This is a genomic window from Pseudoduganella sp. R-31 (assembly GCF_049913235.1).
Lineage (GTDB): Bacteria > Pseudomonadota > Gammaproteobacteria > Burkholderiales > Burkholderiaceae_D > Rugamonas.
Window position 1 is genome coordinate 1,762,207 of sequence record NZ_CP183986.1, and the last position, 13,666, is coordinate 1,775,872.

Here is a 13,666-nt window from a genome sequence, read left to right on the forward strand (position 1 = left end):
GGATTTTCGGGTCTTATTTACTGAAAAACGCGCCGGACGGGATTCCCCGTCGGCGCGTTCTTTTTATTGGAACTGCTGGTTAGGCCGGGCAGGCGGCGTTGGTGGTGCGGATGTCGATGACCTTGATCTTGCCATCGATGATGTCCTTGCGCGCGCCCATGACCTTTTTCTCGATCTCAGGCGTGATCACCTTGCGGTTGTTCTCGTCCAGCGCCCAGTCCACACCGCCTTCCTTCAGGCCTTTGGCGGTCACGCCGGCCTTCCAGGTGCCGTTCTTCATTTGCATGAAGGAATCGTACACGGCATTGTCCACGCGCTTGACCATGGAGGTCAGCACGGAGCCTGGGTACAGGTGGTTCTGGTTGGAATCCACACCGATCGACAGCTTGCCTTTTTCCTTGGCAGTCTGCAGGGTGCCCATGCCGGAACCGCCGGCCACGGCGAACACTACGTCCACGCCGCGGTCAAACTGGGCACGCGCCAGCTCGCCGCCCTTGGCAGGGTCGTTCCAGGCGGCGGAGGTGGTGCCGACCATGTTCGAGATCACTTCGGTTTTCTTGTCCGTAGCCTTGGCGCCCTGGGCATAACCGCAGGCGAAGGTGCGGATCAGCGGAATGTCGATGCCGCCAATGAAGCCCAGCTTTTTGGTCTTGGAGGCCATGGCAGCGGCCACGCCGACCAGGTAAGAACCTTCTTCTTCCTTGAACGTCACAGAATTGACGTTATTGCCCTGTGCAACGCCGTCGATCAGGACGAAGCGGACTTTCGGGAATTCCTTGGCGACTTTTTGCACCGCCTGGGTCTGGGCGAAGCCGATCGAAGCGATCAGGTCCAGGTTCTTGCGGGCCAGGCCGCGCAGCACCTGCTCAGCCTGGGTATCGCTGCTGGCTTGAACTTCAATGAATTTGATGCCGGTTTCTTTCTGGAAGCGCGAAGCGCCTTCAAAAGCGGACTGGTTGAACGACTTGTCGAACTTGCCGCCAGCGTCGTACACGATGCCCAGCTTCGGATCAGCCGCGTTTGCGCTGGCTGCTACCGCAACTGCGGCGATCATCATGCTAAGTTGTTTGATTTTCATGTAAGGGCTCCGTCGAAGATCGTTATTGTATATTTTTATGGAGTGCCTAGTTCCGCTTTTTCGCGCCAATCCACGCCACGGCACCTTGTAGCTTGCCAACAACGCACAAATGCAAATTTTGTACATGTACCCTTGATTAATTCTTGGGCACGTAATCAAACTGCAAACACATCTTCCTGCAGTCGAATCCGCTTCTCACGGCATGGATTCGTGCGTCACTACTATGCAGCAGGCGCTATATGTATGGCAAATACGTTTTTGCTTACTTATTTATATGCAAGTCAACTAAATGTAGGGTTTCTCGTAAGTAAGAGAAGGCAATTGCTTTCGTGTTAGCATTCGCGCCATTGCAACATTACGTTACTTTTCTTTTAAAGATTGGAACAACGGGTATGGATAAACGCCTCAAGCACTCCCTGATCGCCCTGGCCGTGGCCAGCGCGTTTCCCCTTCATGGCGCGATTGCGCAAGAAGCTACGACCACCACCGAAGAAGTGAAGAAGCCGGGCCAGCTGGAGACAGTGATTGTTACGGCACAGCGCCGCGCTGAAAACATCAAGGATGTGCCGATGGCGATCGCCACCCTGAAGGGCGAGAAGCTGGACGTGCTGACTTCCGGCGGCCAGGACATCCGTTTCCTGAACGGCCGTTCGCCATCCGTTTCCGTGGAGTCCGACTATGGCCGTACTTTCCCGCGCTTCTATATCCGCGGCCTGGGCAATACCGACTTCGACCTGAACGCCTCCCAGCCGGTTGGCCTGGTGATGGACGACATCGTGCAGGAAAACCCGATGCTGAAGGGCTTCCCCGTGTTCGACGTGGACCAGGTGGAAGTGCTGCGCGGCCCGCAAGGCACCCTGTTCGGCCGTAACTCCCCGGCCGGCGTGATCAAGTTCGATTCCGCCAAGCCGGTGTTCCGCCAGGAAGGCTATGTCAATGTCGGCATCGGCAAGGATCGCGTGCGCAACTATGAAGGCGCATACAACTTCCCGATCAACGACGTGCTGGCCACCCGCATCTCGCTGCAATCGCAGCACCGCGGCAACCGCGTTCATAACGACCGTCCGGGCGCGCCGACCACCGATTTTGAAGGCTACAAGGACAATGCCGGTCGTATCCAGTTCCTGCTGAAGCCTAATAAAGACTTCAGCGCGCTGTTGAACGTGCACGGCCGCGACATGGACGGCAATGCCACCCTGTTCCGCGCCAATATCCTGAAGAAGGGCACCAATGAGCTGGTCGACAACTTCGACTACAAGTCCTACCCGACTGATGGCGGCAACGAGCAGCACCTGAAGAACAAAGGCGCCAACCTGCGCCTGCGCTGGGATACCCCGGGGCTGACCTTCCACTCGATCACCGGCTACGAAAAGCTGGAATTCTTCAGCCGCGGCGACGTGGACGGCGGCTACGGCGCTTCCTTCCACCCTCCGATGGGTCCAGGCTTCATTCCATTCCCGGTCGAAACCGCCGACCTGATTCCTGACCATAAGCAGTTGTCGCAGGAATTCCGCGTCGAGTCCAATTACAAAGGTCCACTGCAGTGGATCGCCGGCGTATTCTACTTCGACGAGCATATCCAGATCGATTCGATCTCCTTCGATTCCTTCACCGCAGGTAACCCGCAAAACGCCGCGTACGCGACCCAGCAGCAGGATGCCAAGTCGTACGCCGCCTTCGGTACCATTAACTACACCGTGTCGGATGCGTTCAAGCTGCGCGCTGGCGTGCGCTACACCAAGGACAAGAAGGATTTTGTGGCCACTCGCGTCGAGCCGCTGCTGCCACCTCCTAATGTAGCGACCAATTACCTGAACGACACCTCGAACAATGTGAGCTGGGACCTGAGCGGTACCTACACCTTGAACAAGGACACCAACCTGTTCGGCCGCGTCGCCACTGGCTACCGCGCGCCTTCCATGCAGGGCCGCCTGTTCGACCTGACGTCCAAGCCATCGCAAGCTGACGCTGAAAAAGCGCTGTCCGTGGAATTCGGTGTCAAGCAGGACCTGTTCGACCGCCGCGCGCGCATGTCGGCCACCGTCTTCAACTATCGCGTGAAGGACAAGCAGCTCACCGCAGGCTCCGGCACCGTGAACATGAACCAGTTGATCAACGCTGACAAAGTCACTGGCCGCGGCGTGGAACTGGACCTGCAAGCCAACCTGAGCGATGCATGGGCCGTGACCTTCGGCACCAGCTACAACGACACCAAGATCAAGGACGCAGACCTGTTCGTCCAGTCCTGCGGCGGCGGTTGCACCCCGCTGGATCCACGTATCGAGTTCAAGGATGCCAACGGCAACGTGATCGGCAGCGCAGCCCTCATCAACGGCAATCCGCTGCCGCGTGCACCGAAGTGGCAGCACAACTTCACCCTGCGCTACAGCCAGCCGCTGGGCGATGGCGAGATCTACGCTTATACCGACTGGGCATACCGTACCTCGTACAACTTCTTCCTGTACGAAGCGACCGAGTACAAGGCCAAGGAACTGCTGGAAGGCGGCCTGCGCGTGGGTTATCGCTGGAACGACGGCAAGTATGAGCTGGCCGCCTACGGCCGCAACATCACCAACCGCATCCAGTCCCTGGGCGCGATCGACTTCAACAACCTGACCGGCATCGTCAACGAACCGCGCACCTACGGCGTGCAGTTCAAGGCGAACTTCTGATCGGAAGATCGCCCTCGCAAGACGCGCACTTCGGTGCGCGTTTTTTTTTGTATCATGTGGCCTGCCTCGGGGGGAGGATTGATGCAAACTGCTGTCAATATGTGGCCGCTGCTTGGCGTGGCCGTGATCGTACTTGGATTCCTGTTGCGGCTGCACCCGGTTCTGGTGGTTGTCGCGGCGTGTTTCACTACCGGTTTTGCTGCGTTCATGCCGGTCGAAGCGCTGCTTGCCTCGCTTGGCACGGCCTTCGTCAGGACGCGCAACCTGCCGATGATCTACCTGCTGCCATTGGCGGCAATCGGCTTGCTGGAGCGTTTTGGTTTGCGCGAGCATGCGCAGTCGGCCGTAGCGCGCATGCGCTCGGCGACGGCTGGGCGGCTGCTGATTGTTTATCTCGGGGTTCGCGAGCTTTCCGCCGCGATGGGTCTGACCTCGCTGGGCGGCCATCCAAACATGGTGCGGCCGGTCGTTGCGCCGATGGCGGAAGGAGCAGCGCAGCTTCGCAACCCCGAACTCAGCGACGATCAACGCCAGCGGGTTCGCGCCATGGCTGCTGCCACCGACAACGTAGGGCTGTTCTTCGGCGAAGATATATTTGTCGCTTTCGGCGCCATCGTTCTGATGCAGACCGTGCTGCGCGCTGAAGGTATCGAGGTCGATCCTTTGCATATGGCACTGTGGGGCATCCCGACTGCCATCAGCGCCTTCATCATCCACGCCTGGCGGCTGCGCCGGCTGGACCGCTACCTGGCGCCAACAGGCGGGGGCGCTGCATGATCATCCGCGTCGAATACTTCTATTTCCTGCTGGGCCTCATGCTGGCGCTGGTTGCCCTGATGTCCTTCCGCGACCGCACGAACCCGCGCCGCTGGACCACGGGCCTGTTCTGGACCTTTTATGCGACGGTCTACCTGGTTGGCGAGCGCTTGCCGCCGGCCATGGTGGGCCTGGCGATGATCGTGATGGCGTTGCTGGCTGGCTTCGGCGGCGTCAGGAGCGGGAAGCCGGACGTGTTGCCGGACGGCGCGCGCCAGGCTAGCGCCGCGCGGCTCGGGCACAGGCTGTTCGTGCCTGCGCTGGTGATACCGGCCGTGACGATGGCCGGTTCCACCCTGCTCAAGGACGTGCACATTGGTGAGTTGTTTGTACTGGATCCGAAACACCTCACGCTGGTCAGCCTTGGCTGCGCGGCCGTGATCGCGGTCGGCGTGGCCTGCTGGCTGACGCGCTCCACGCCGCTACAGGCCGGCCGCGAATCTCGCCGCCTGATCGATGCCATGAGCTGGATGATCGTGCTGCCGCACATGTTGGCAGTGCTTGGCCTGTTGTTCAGCGAGGCAGGTGTTGGCAAGGCAGTGGCACAGGTGACGACGACTTATATTGGCCTCGATTCGAAACTGGTGGCCGTGGCGGTGTACTGTGTCGGCATGGCGTTGTTCACTATCGTGATGGGCAATGGTTTTGCCGCTTTCCCGGTCATGGCGGGCGGTGTCGGCGTGCCGGTATTGGTGGCGAAGTTTGGCGGCAATCCAGCGGTGATGGCGGCGATCGGCATGTTCAGCGCCTATTGCGGTACGCTGATGACGCCAATGGCGGCCAACTTCAATATCATCCCGACAGCGCTGCTGGACCTGGCCGACCGCAATGCCGTGATCAAGGCGCAGGTGCCGACGGCCTTGCCGCTGCTGGGCGCTAATATCATTCTGCTTTACTTCCTGTTTTGACGTCCCCCGCCCTAAAGAACGCGGATTCCTGCTTCCAGCGTCGCACGTCCGCGACGGAGAATGTTTAACGCAGCATTACGATCACGATCATGTACCACACCGCATTCGCTGCATTCCCACTCTCTTATTCCAAGGCCTGCGATACCTTTCGGCCTCGAATCGGGCAGTGCGCCGCAATTCGAGCAGGTCTGGGTGGTGAAGCGTTCGTCCACTTCCACGTACCGTGCGCCATGCCTCATGGCCTTGTACGCCAGCATCTTGCGGAAGGACGACCAGCCTGCATCAAGCACGGACTTCGCCAGGCTGGTTTTGGCGAGTCCACTGGCATTGACATTGCCAACAGCAATATGGTCGAAGGCGCGGGCAAGCTCCACCGACCTGTTATGCAAGAAGTCCAGCCGGCGCCGCGCCGTGCGCGCCTGGATGGCTCTGATGCGGCGCCGCTTGTGGGCTCGCTGCGCTACTGCCAGCGCCGCTTCAGCCTCACGATAAAAGCCCGGCGCCGGAATCTTTTCTCCCTCGGACGGTGTAGCGAGATCCTTCAAGCCAAGATCAATACCGACACCGTGGTCGAGTGGCCGGACCGGCGGCTCGGCAACCTCGATCACAATGTTGAGGAACCAGTTACCACGACTGGCAAAGCTTTTCACGGGGCCCGAATTGCTGCGCAATTCGTCTTGCGCAAAGCAACTGCCGTCTTTGATCTTCCCTTCAGGAAGGGGGCGAGAGTAAAACACGCGGAACGTATTGCCTGCAAAGCGAAAGGCGTTGCCTTCCCGATGCAGGTCGCGTCCTTTGAAAGGAATCCATCCCAAAGACTTCCGACCGCGGTAACGCAGATAAGGACGACGGTGTTGGGCACGGGATTTGGCGAACTGTTCGCATACGGCATTGATCACACCAGAGTGCAGCTCCAATTCTTTGCTGCTGCCGGTAGTCAGCTTGTTCAAGTCGAAGCCGGTCAGCCAGGGACGGTCAAAACGCAACGCATCCTTCTGCCGGTCATTGCAGTAGTTCCAGACGAAATTCACCTTAGGGGCTTGCAGATCAAGCAGCCCGTTTTTCGATTTCACACGGAAACGGTAGACGAGAATCATACTGTAATTTTATACAGTATTTCACTAATCTCAAGGAGAACAGCCGCGTTGCGGTCGGCTCCTTTCACTCCCCGCCCTGAAGGACGGGGTTTCTCGGAACAAACCTGATGAAAACTGTTCTGCTGACGGGCTTCGAGCCTTTTAATAAGGAGCCGATCAATCCGGCATGGGAAACCGTGCGGGCTCTGGATGGCTGGGGTGAGGGCGATTTCCGTGTCGTGGCGCGCCAGCTGCCTTGCGTGTTTGGCGACGCGAATACGGCCATGGCGGCGCTGATCGTTGAGTTGCAGCCGGCGTTGGTGATTGCCGTCGGCCAGGCTGGCGGGCGCGTCGATCTTTCGGTGGAGCGGGTGGCGATCAACGTCGACGATGCGCCGATCAAGGACAACGCGGAGCGGCAGCTGGTGGACGAGGCGATTGTGCGGGGAGGGCCGGCGGCGTATTTTTCCACGTTGCCGATCAAGGCGATTGTGGCGGCTTTGCGGGCGGCTGGCTTGCCGGCGTCGGTGTCGCAGACTGCCGGAACTTTCGTGTGCAATCATGTGTTCTATGGTTTGATGCACGCGGTTGCGGGCCGCGGCGATGTGAAAGCTGGCTTCATTCATATTCCGTATTTGCCGGAGCAGGCGGCGCGCCATCCTGGCGCGGCAAGCATGTCGCTGGAGCAGATGATTGAAGGAATGCGTGTTGCTATCCGTACCGCGCTTGCTACGGATGGCGATGCTGTTGCGGCTGGTGGAGCTACGCACTAAAACCGGTAAACCAGTGTCAGACCCAAGGGTCTGACACTGTCTGTGCGGCGGCTGGCGGCCCTAAGACCCTGGCTTACCGGTTTTCAGCGGGAGGGGGGCGCAGGATGTTGAGGAAGGCGCGCACGACCGGTGCGTCATCCAGCGTCGTGTAGGTGATGTACAGGTTCGCCGATGGCGGGTTGGTGCGGATCGGCAGGAACACCACGCCCGGCCAGCCGATACGTGCCGTGGTCTCCGGCATCAGCGTCACGCCCAGGCCCGCGCCCACCATGGCCAGCAAGGTTTGCGGCTCGTGCGCTTCCTGGAAAATCTCCGGCTGGAAGCCCGCGTTCACACAGCACTGGATCAGGTAGCGCGGGAATGCCGACTTGTCCAGAGCCAGCGTCAGCATCGGATCGTCCGCGATATCGGACAATTCGATGGCGTCCATCTTCGCCAAGGGATGGTGCTCGTTGACTGCCACGCAAACGTTCTCGCGGAAGCATAGTTCCTGCTTCAAGTTGTCGCGCCGCAGTTCGTCGTCGTCCAGCTTCGGCTCGCGCCAGAAGCCGACGTCGATCTGCTTGGCGCGCAAGGCGTCGTACTGCACGGTAGGGCCGGACTCGTGGATGGTCCAGGTCACGCGCGGGTACTTGCTCTGGAATTCTTCCAGCATGGATGGAATCGGTCCCCACATCGCCGAACCCACGATGCCCACGCGCAGCCGGCCCACTTCGCCGCGGTCGATCTGGCGCACGGTGTCGATGGTCATGCGCATCTTCGCCAGCAGGTCGGAGGCCTCTTGCATCAGCGCCTTGCCGGCCACTGTCAGCTCGAAGGTACGCGTGGTGCGGGCGAACAGCTTCACGCCAAGCTCCGCTTCCAGCTTCATGATCTGCTGGGAAAGCGGCGGCTGGGAGATATGCAGGCGTTCGGCCGCGCGGCTGAAGCTTTTCTCTTCGGCGACTGCGAGGAAGTACTTTAACTGTTTCAGGTCGATGGACATGGATGCTCCTGCAGCGCGCGTGCCAGGGCAGCGCCGACACGCGCGTTGTTTTTCACAAGTGCGATATTTGTCTTCAAGCTGCGACCCTCGGTCAGGGTCTTGATGCGGGCCAGCAGGAAGGGGGTAACCTTCTTGCCGGTGACGCCATTCTCTTCAGCTTCCTGCAGGGCGCGCAGGGTGATGGCGTCGATTTCGTCTTTCGGCATGGCTTCTGCCACCGGCACCGGTGCCGAGACCACCACGCCGCCGTTCAGGCCCAAGGCCCACTTGGTCGTGATGAAGGAAGCCTGTTCGGCGGCGGTGTCGAGCTGGAAGTCGGCATTGAAGCCGCTTTCGCGCGTGAAGAAGGCCGGGAAGCCTGGCTGGCCGACGGATACTACCGGCACGCCGTGCGTTTCCAGGTATTCCAGCGTCAGGCCGATGTCAAGGATGGACTTCACGCCCGCGCACACCACGGCGACATTTGTCTGCGCCAGTTCCTGCAGGTCGGCCGAAATGTCCATGCTGGTTTCGGCGCCGCGGTGTACGCCGCCGATGCCGCCAGTGACAAAGACCTTGATGCCTGCCAGTTGCGCGCAGATCATGGTTGCCGCCACGGTGGTGGCGCCCAGCTTGCCTTGCGAGAGCACATAGGCCAGGTCGCGGCGCGAGACCTTGATCGCGTCCGGCGAGTTGCCCAGTCCTTCCAGTTGTTCTTCGGTCAGGCCGACGCAGATTTTGCCGCCAATGATGGCGATGGTGGCCGGCACGGCGCCCGCATCCCGGATGATCTGCTCAACTTCACGCGCGGTCTGCACGTTCTGCGGGTAAGGCATGCCATGCGAAATGATGGTCGATTCCAGTGCGACGATCGGCTTGCCGGTGGCGCGGGCGTTGGCAACTTCAGGGGAAAAGGACAGGAATTGGTGCATGATTTACTCCTCGATATGCGCGGTGGCGAGCAGGTCGGCGCTCAGCTCGGGCGACACGGTGTGCGGGCTGGCGAGCGTGATGGAGGCGGCTTTCAGTCCGCGTTCGCAAGCCAGGGTCAGGTTTTCGGGGTCTTGCAGCAGCGACCAGCAGACGGCGGCCGAGAAGGCATCGCCGGCGCCGGTGACGTCGATCACCTTGGCGTCGTGCGCCGGCAGCCAGTGCAGCGCATTGCCCAGCGTGTGATAGACGCCGCTGGCGCCGCAGGTGACGATGATGTCGCGTACGCCGTCAGCTTGCAGCTCGTGGCAGGCTGCCTGCACGTCGGCTTCGGTCGGCAGGGCGCGGCCGGAGCGGGTTTCCAGTTCACCGCGATTCAGGATCAGCAGCGACAGGCCATGAAGGTTTTTCGGCAGGCGCGCCATTTTCGGCTGCGATACGGCGACTACTACCAGCGGCACGCCGGATACGCGGGCATCCGCCATCAGCATGGCGACCGATTCGACCGGCAGGTTCAGGTCCGCCACCACCATGCCGGCGGCATTGCGCTGCGGCTGGCGGCTGGCCACCCAGCCTGGGGTGAGCTGGTCGAAGATGGCCATGTCGGCCAGCGCGACCACCATCTCGCCGGAAGCATCCAGCACGGCGGTGTAGGTGCCGCTGCCAATGCCGTTGACCTGCAGGCTGCCTTCCATGCCGATGCCGAAGGCTTCCGCCTGGGCGCGCAGGGCGCGGCCGGAGGAATCGTCGCCGAGGGCGGTCAGCAGGGAGCAGGGCAGGCCGAGCTGGGCCAGGTTGGCGGCGATATTTCGTGCCACACCGCCAAAACTTTCCTCGGCGCAAGCTGGGTTGGAGGTGGCCATTTGCAATGGGGCGTGCGGTCGCAGCTTGCGGTCGAGGCAGGCGGCCCCGATACACAGCACAGTGCGCTCGTTGCGCAACACATAGGCCCGGCCCAGCAGCTTGCGCTCGCGGATCAGGCTGGCGATATGGCCGGCTACGGCGGAGCGCGACAGGGCGAGCTGCTCCGCCAGCTCTTGCTGGGAAATAAAGGGGTTGGCACGAATCAGCTCGTAAAGCTGTTCCTTGCGGGAGAGATCGGTCACGAAAAGCTCGCTATAAACATTTGTTTGCGATGCTAAACATTTGTCCGTTCCATGTCAAACGGAAGCTGCTCCTATAATAAACCCATATTTATAGCGCTTGCGTATAAATGGCAAAGAAAAATGGTATTTGCCATACATATAGACGATGATGCATAGTGTCGTGGTACGTTCAAAGGGCCTGTTCTGGCCAGCTCACCTAAAGATATAAAAACGAGGAACTCCATGTCTTCCAATACCCCATTCCAGGCAGCCGCCATCATCCGTGCTCGCATGCCGGCCAATTTCCAGCCACGCGTTGCAATGATCCTGGGCTCCGGCCTGGGCGTGCTGGCCGAACAGATGACCGATGCAGTGTCGATTTCCTTCGATGAACTGCCAGGTTTCCCGATCTCCACCGTGCATGGCCACGCGGGCCAGCTTGTACTGGGCACGCTGGCTGGCGTGCAGGTTGTCTGCCTGAAGGGCCGCGGCCACTTCTACGAAGGCTACGGCCCTGCGGTGATGACTTCCGCCGTGCGCACCATCAAGCTGCTGGGCTGCGAGATGCTGTTTGTGACCAATGCGGCGGGCTCGCTGCGCACCGAGGTGGACGCTGGTTCGCTGGTGGCGCTGAACGACCATATCAACTTCCTGCCTGGGACTCCGATGGTTGGCCCGAACGACGAGCGTTTCGGCCCACGCTTCTTCTCGATGGCCAATGCTTACGATGCTGACCTGCGCAAGCTGCTGCAGTCGACCGCTGCGGACAAGTCGATCACCCTGCATGAAGGCGTGTACATCGCGTACCCTGGCCCGAACTTTGAAACCCCTGCGGAAATCCGTGCGTTCAAGACGCTGGGTGCGGATGTTGTCGGCATGTCGGTGGTGCCGGAAGTGGTGTCGGCGCGTCACTGCGGGCTGAAGGTGGTTGGCGTTTCTGTTGTTACCAACCTGGCTGAAGGGCTGTCGCCGTTCCCGCTGTCGCACGAGCAGACGCTGAAGTATGCGGCTGTGGGCGCGGAATCGCTGATCAAGCTGATTCTGGCGTTCCTGGAGAATGTGGCCAAGGCTCCAAAGGCCTGAAACCGGTAACCCGGTGTCTGACCCGCAGGGTCAGACACCTTGGCCCGCGGCCGCCGCGTATCGGGTGTCTGACCCTGCGGGTCAGACACCGCTTTGATGGTTTTGAATAGAGAGGCAAAAATGTCCCGCGCCTTCATCCTGTTGTTAGACTCCTTCGGCCTCGGCGCAACGCCGGACGCTTCCAAGTACGGCGACCAGGCCTGCAACACCTTCGGCCACATCGCCAAATGGGCAGCCAACGAAGGCAAGCCAATGTCCCTGCCAACCATGGAAGGCCTCGGCCTGGCCGCCGCCGCGTATACCGCGTCGGGCGAGTGGGCTGCCGGTTTCACCAAGCGCGACGGTTTCACCGGCGCCTACGGCGCGGCACGCGAGCAATCCACCGGCAAGGACACCCAGTCCGGCCACTGGGAAATCGCCGGCGTGCCGGTGCTGTTCGACTGGGGCTACTTCCCGAAGGAAGTGCCGTCCTTCCCAAAAGAGCTGACCGACAAGCTGCAGGAACTGACCGGCGTGCCGGGCTTCCTGGGCAACTGCCACGCCTCCGGCACCACCATCATCAACGAGCTGGGCGACGAACATGTGGCGACCGGCAAGCCTATCCTGTACACCTCGGCCGACTCCGTGCTGCAGATCGCATGTCACGAAGAGCACTTCGGCCTGGAGCGCCTGTACGATATGTGCGAGAAGGCTTATGAGCTGGTCAAGCCGTACAACATCGGCCGCATCATCGCCCGTCCATTCGTAGGCGCCAACGGCGACTACAAGCGCACCGCCAACCGCCACGATTACGCCGTGCCGCCAAGCGCGCCAACTCTGCTGGACCACGTGAAGAATGAAGGCGGCGAGGTGATCGCACTGGGCAAGATCAGCGACATCTACGCCGCGCAAGGCGTGAGCCGCGTGTTGAAGGGCCCAGACAACATGGCGCTGTTCGACAAGCTGCTGGAAGCAGAGGCGGAGGCGGGCGACAAGTCGCTGACCTTCGTCAACTTCGTCGACTTCGACATGCACTTCGGCCACCGCCGCGATGTTGCCGGCTATTCGAACGCGCTGCATGAGCTGGATGCGCGCCTGCCGGAATTCATCTCCCGCTTGAAGGATGGCGACCTGTGCGTGATCACCGCCGACCACGGCTGCGATCCGACCGCGCCTGGCTCCGACCATACCCGTGAACATATTCCTGTGCTGTTCTTCGGCCCGAACGTGAAGCCACAATCGCTCGGCATTTCCGAGACCTTCTCCGACATCGGCCAGACCATCGCGCATCACCTGGGCGTGAAACCTCTTTCCAACGGAACCAACCTGCTATGACCATCATTGAAAACTTCAAGCGCAACGAGGCCATCGGCCTCGACCTGGGCTGGCTGAATCACATCCACGTGAACAAGGCCGCCGCGGACCGCCGCGCCGCATCGCTGGCGAACCGCCGCACCGTGAAGAAAGAGTATCAGGCCGCCTGGCTGGTGAAGGCGATCGAACTGATCGACCTGACCACGCTGGCCGGCGACGACACCCCGGGCCGAGTTGAGCGCCTGTGCATGAAAGCCATGCGCCCGCTGCGCCAGGACCTGGTGGAAGCGCTGGGCCTGCAGGAACGCAAGATCATGACCGGCGCCGTCTGCGTGTACCACGAAATGATCCAGCACGCCGACGCAGTGCTGAAAGGCCGCCTGCCAATCGCTGCGGTATCGACCGGCTTCCCGGCCGGCCTGACCAGCATGGAAACCAAGGTGCGCGAAGTTGAACTGTCGGTCGCCGCCGGCGCCAAAGAGATCGACATCGTCATCACCCGCCAGCACGTCCTGACCGGCAATTGGCAAGCGCTGTACGATGAAATGCTGGCTTACCGCAAAGCTTGCGGCGAAGCCCACGTGAAGGCCATCCTGGCTACCGGCGACCTGGTGACGCTGGAAAACGTGGCGAAGGCATCGTGGGTCTGCATGATGGCAGGCGCGGACTTCATCAAGACCTCGACCGGCAAAGAAGGCGTCAACGCCACCATCCCTGTGTCGCTGGTGATGGTGCGCGCGATCCGCGAATACTACGAGCGCACTGGCTTCAAGGTGGGCTACAAGCCGGCAGGCGGCGTGGGCACCGCCAAGGCAGCGTTGCAATACATGACCGTGATGAAGGAAGAACTGGGCAATGAATGGCTGGAGCCGCACCTGTTCCGTATCGGTGCTTCGTCCCTGCTGACCGACATCGAGCGCCAGCTGGAGCACCATGTGACCGGCGCCTACTCCGCCGCCCATCGCCACGCGCAACCATAAGAAGACAC

The 13,666-nt window shown here is 60.9% G+C and carries 12 protein-coding genes; 7 read left to right on the plus strand and 5 right to left on the minus strand.

Going from position 1 to position 13,666, the window contains the following annotated elements:
• Window positions 1-79: 79 nt before the first annotated feature.
• Window positions 80-1,078: a BMP family lipoprotein gene (locus ACN9MY_RS08160; protein ID WP_426337111.1), complete on the minus strand. Its 999-nt coding sequence runs from the start codon at window positions 1,076-1,078 to the stop codon at window positions 80-82.
• A gap of 392 nt (window positions 1,079-1,470) precedes the next feature.
• Between ACN9MY_RS08160 and ACN9MY_RS08165 the strand changes: the two genes are divergently transcribed.
• The 3 genes from ACN9MY_RS08165 to ACN9MY_RS08175 all read left to right on the plus strand — a co-directional run bounded on the left by ACN9MY_RS08165 (window position 1,471) and on the right by ACN9MY_RS08175 (window position 5,474).
• Complete coding sequence (locus ACN9MY_RS08165; RefSeq protein ID WP_426321586.1) at window positions 1,471-3,750, plus strand: TonB-dependent receptor; 2,280 nt, start codon at window positions 1,471-1,473, stop codon at window positions 3,748-3,750.
• Between the two features lie 81 nt (window positions 3,751-3,831).
• Entirely contained in the window at window positions 3,832-4,527 is a 696-nt protein-coding gene (locus ACN9MY_RS08170) for a DUF969 domain-containing protein (RefSeq protein ID WP_426321588.1), read from the plus strand.
• Window positions 4,524-5,474 carry a DUF979 domain-containing protein gene (locus ACN9MY_RS08175; RefSeq protein WP_426337112.1) on the plus strand — a complete coding sequence of 317 codons (951 nt, stop codon included), beginning with the start codon at window positions 4,524-4,526 and terminating at the stop codon, window positions 5,472-5,474. Before ACN9MY_RS08170 ends, ACN9MY_RS08175 begins: the two co-directional genes overlap by 4 nt.
• Window positions 5,475-5,485: 11 nt before the next feature.
• Here the strand turns inward: ACN9MY_RS08175 and ACN9MY_RS08180 are convergent, their stop codons facing one another.
• Window positions 5,486-6,571, minus strand: a complete 1,086-nt coding sequence (locus ACN9MY_RS08180) for an RNA-guided endonuclease InsQ/TnpB family protein (RefSeq protein ID WP_426337113.1) — start codon at window positions 6,569-6,571, stop codon at window positions 5,486-5,488.
• 107 nt (window positions 6,572-6,678) lie between these two features.
• Between ACN9MY_RS08180 and pcp the strand changes: the two genes are divergently transcribed.
• Entirely contained in the window at window positions 6,679-7,323 is a 645-nt protein-coding gene (gene pcp / locus ACN9MY_RS08185; protein ID WP_426337114.1) for a pyroglutamyl-peptidase I, read from the plus strand.
• A gap of 73 nt (window positions 7,324-7,396) precedes the next feature.
• Here pcp and ACN9MY_RS08190 read toward each other — a convergent pair whose 3' ends face one another.
• Genes ACN9MY_RS08190 through ACN9MY_RS08200 form a run of 3 tightly spaced genes read right to left on the minus strand, consistent with a single transcriptional unit; the run spans window position 7,397 to window position 10,323 of the window.
• Window positions 7,397-8,308, minus strand: a complete 912-nt coding sequence (locus tag ACN9MY_RS08190) for a LysR family transcriptional regulator (protein WP_426169475.1) — start codon at window positions 8,306-8,308, stop codon at window positions 7,397-7,399.
• Window positions 8,293-9,219: a pseudouridine-5'-phosphate glycosidase gene (locus ACN9MY_RS08195; protein ID WP_426169478.1), complete on the minus strand. Its 927-nt coding sequence runs from the start codon at window positions 9,217-9,219 to the stop codon at window positions 8,293-8,295. Before ACN9MY_RS08195 ends, ACN9MY_RS08190 begins: the two co-directional genes overlap by 16 nt.
• A gap of 3 nt (window positions 9,220-9,222) precedes the next feature.
• Window positions 9,223-10,323 (minus strand): carbohydrate kinase, encoded by a 1,101-nt coding sequence (locus tag ACN9MY_RS08200; protein ID WP_426169481.1) that lies wholly within the window; start codon window positions 10,321-10,323, stop codon window positions 9,223-9,225.
• A gap of 222 nt (window positions 10,324-10,545) precedes the next feature.
• Between ACN9MY_RS08200 and xapA the strand changes: the two genes are divergently transcribed.
• The 3 genes from xapA (at window position 10,546) to deoC (ending at window position 13,658) form a co-directional block, all read left to right on the plus strand.
• Window positions 10,546-11,385 (plus strand): xanthosine phosphorylase, encoded by an 840-nt coding sequence (xapA, locus tag ACN9MY_RS08205; protein ID WP_057261862.1) that lies wholly within the window; start codon window positions 10,546-10,548, stop codon window positions 11,383-11,385.
• Between the two features lie 120 nt (window positions 11,386-11,505).
• Window positions 11,506-12,699 (plus strand): phosphopentomutase, encoded by a 1,194-nt coding sequence (locus tag ACN9MY_RS08210; RefSeq protein WP_426337115.1) that lies wholly within the window; start codon window positions 11,506-11,508, stop codon window positions 12,697-12,699.
• Window positions 12,696-13,658, plus strand: coding sequence for a deoxyribose-phosphate aldolase (gene deoC / locus ACN9MY_RS08215; protein WP_057261860.1), 963 nt, complete (start codon window positions 12,696-12,698; stop codon window positions 13,656-13,658). Before ACN9MY_RS08210 ends, deoC begins: the two co-directional genes overlap by 4 nt.
• Window positions 13,659-13,666 lie beyond the last annotated feature (8 nt).

Coding starts and splice junctions, on each gene's coding strand:
- pcp (WP_426337114.1), top strand. CDS start 6,679: ATGAAAACTGTTCTGCTGACGGGCTTCGAGCCTTTTAATAAGGAGCCG.
- deoC (WP_057261860.1), top strand. CDS start 12,696: ATGACCATCATTGAAAACTTCAAGCGCAACGAGGCCATCGGCCTCGAC.
- ACN9MY_RS08195 (WP_426169478.1), bottom strand. CDS start 9,219: ATGCACCAATTCCTGTCCTTTTCCCCTGAAGTTGCCAACGCCCGCGCC.
- ACN9MY_RS08190 (WP_426169475.1), bottom strand. CDS start 8,308: ATGTCCATCGACCTGAAACAGTTAAAGTACTTCCTCGCAGTCGCCGAA.
- xapA (WP_057261862.1), top strand. CDS start 10,546: ATGTCTTCCAATACCCCATTCCAGGCAGCCGCCATCATCCGTGCTCGC.
- ACN9MY_RS08165 (WP_426321586.1), top strand. CDS start 1,471: ATGGATAAACGCCTCAAGCACTCCCTGATCGCCCTGGCCGTGGCCAGC.
- ACN9MY_RS08160 (WP_426337111.1), bottom strand. CDS start 1,078: ATGAAAATCAAACAACTTAGCATGATGATCGCCGCAGTTGCGGTAGCA.
- ACN9MY_RS08170 (WP_426321588.1), top strand. CDS start 3,832: ATGCAAACTGCTGTCAATATGTGGCCGCTGCTTGGCGTGGCCGTGATC.
- ACN9MY_RS08175 (WP_426337112.1), top strand. CDS start 4,524: ATGATCATCCGCGTCGAATACTTCTATTTCCTGCTGGGCCTCATGCTG.
- ACN9MY_RS08180 (WP_426337113.1), bottom strand. CDS start 6,571: ATGATTCTCGTCTACCGTTTCCGTGTGAAATCGAAAAACGGGCTGCTT.
- ACN9MY_RS08210 (WP_426337115.1), top strand. CDS start 11,506: ATGTCCCGCGCCTTCATCCTGTTGTTAGACTCCTTCGGCCTCGGCGCA.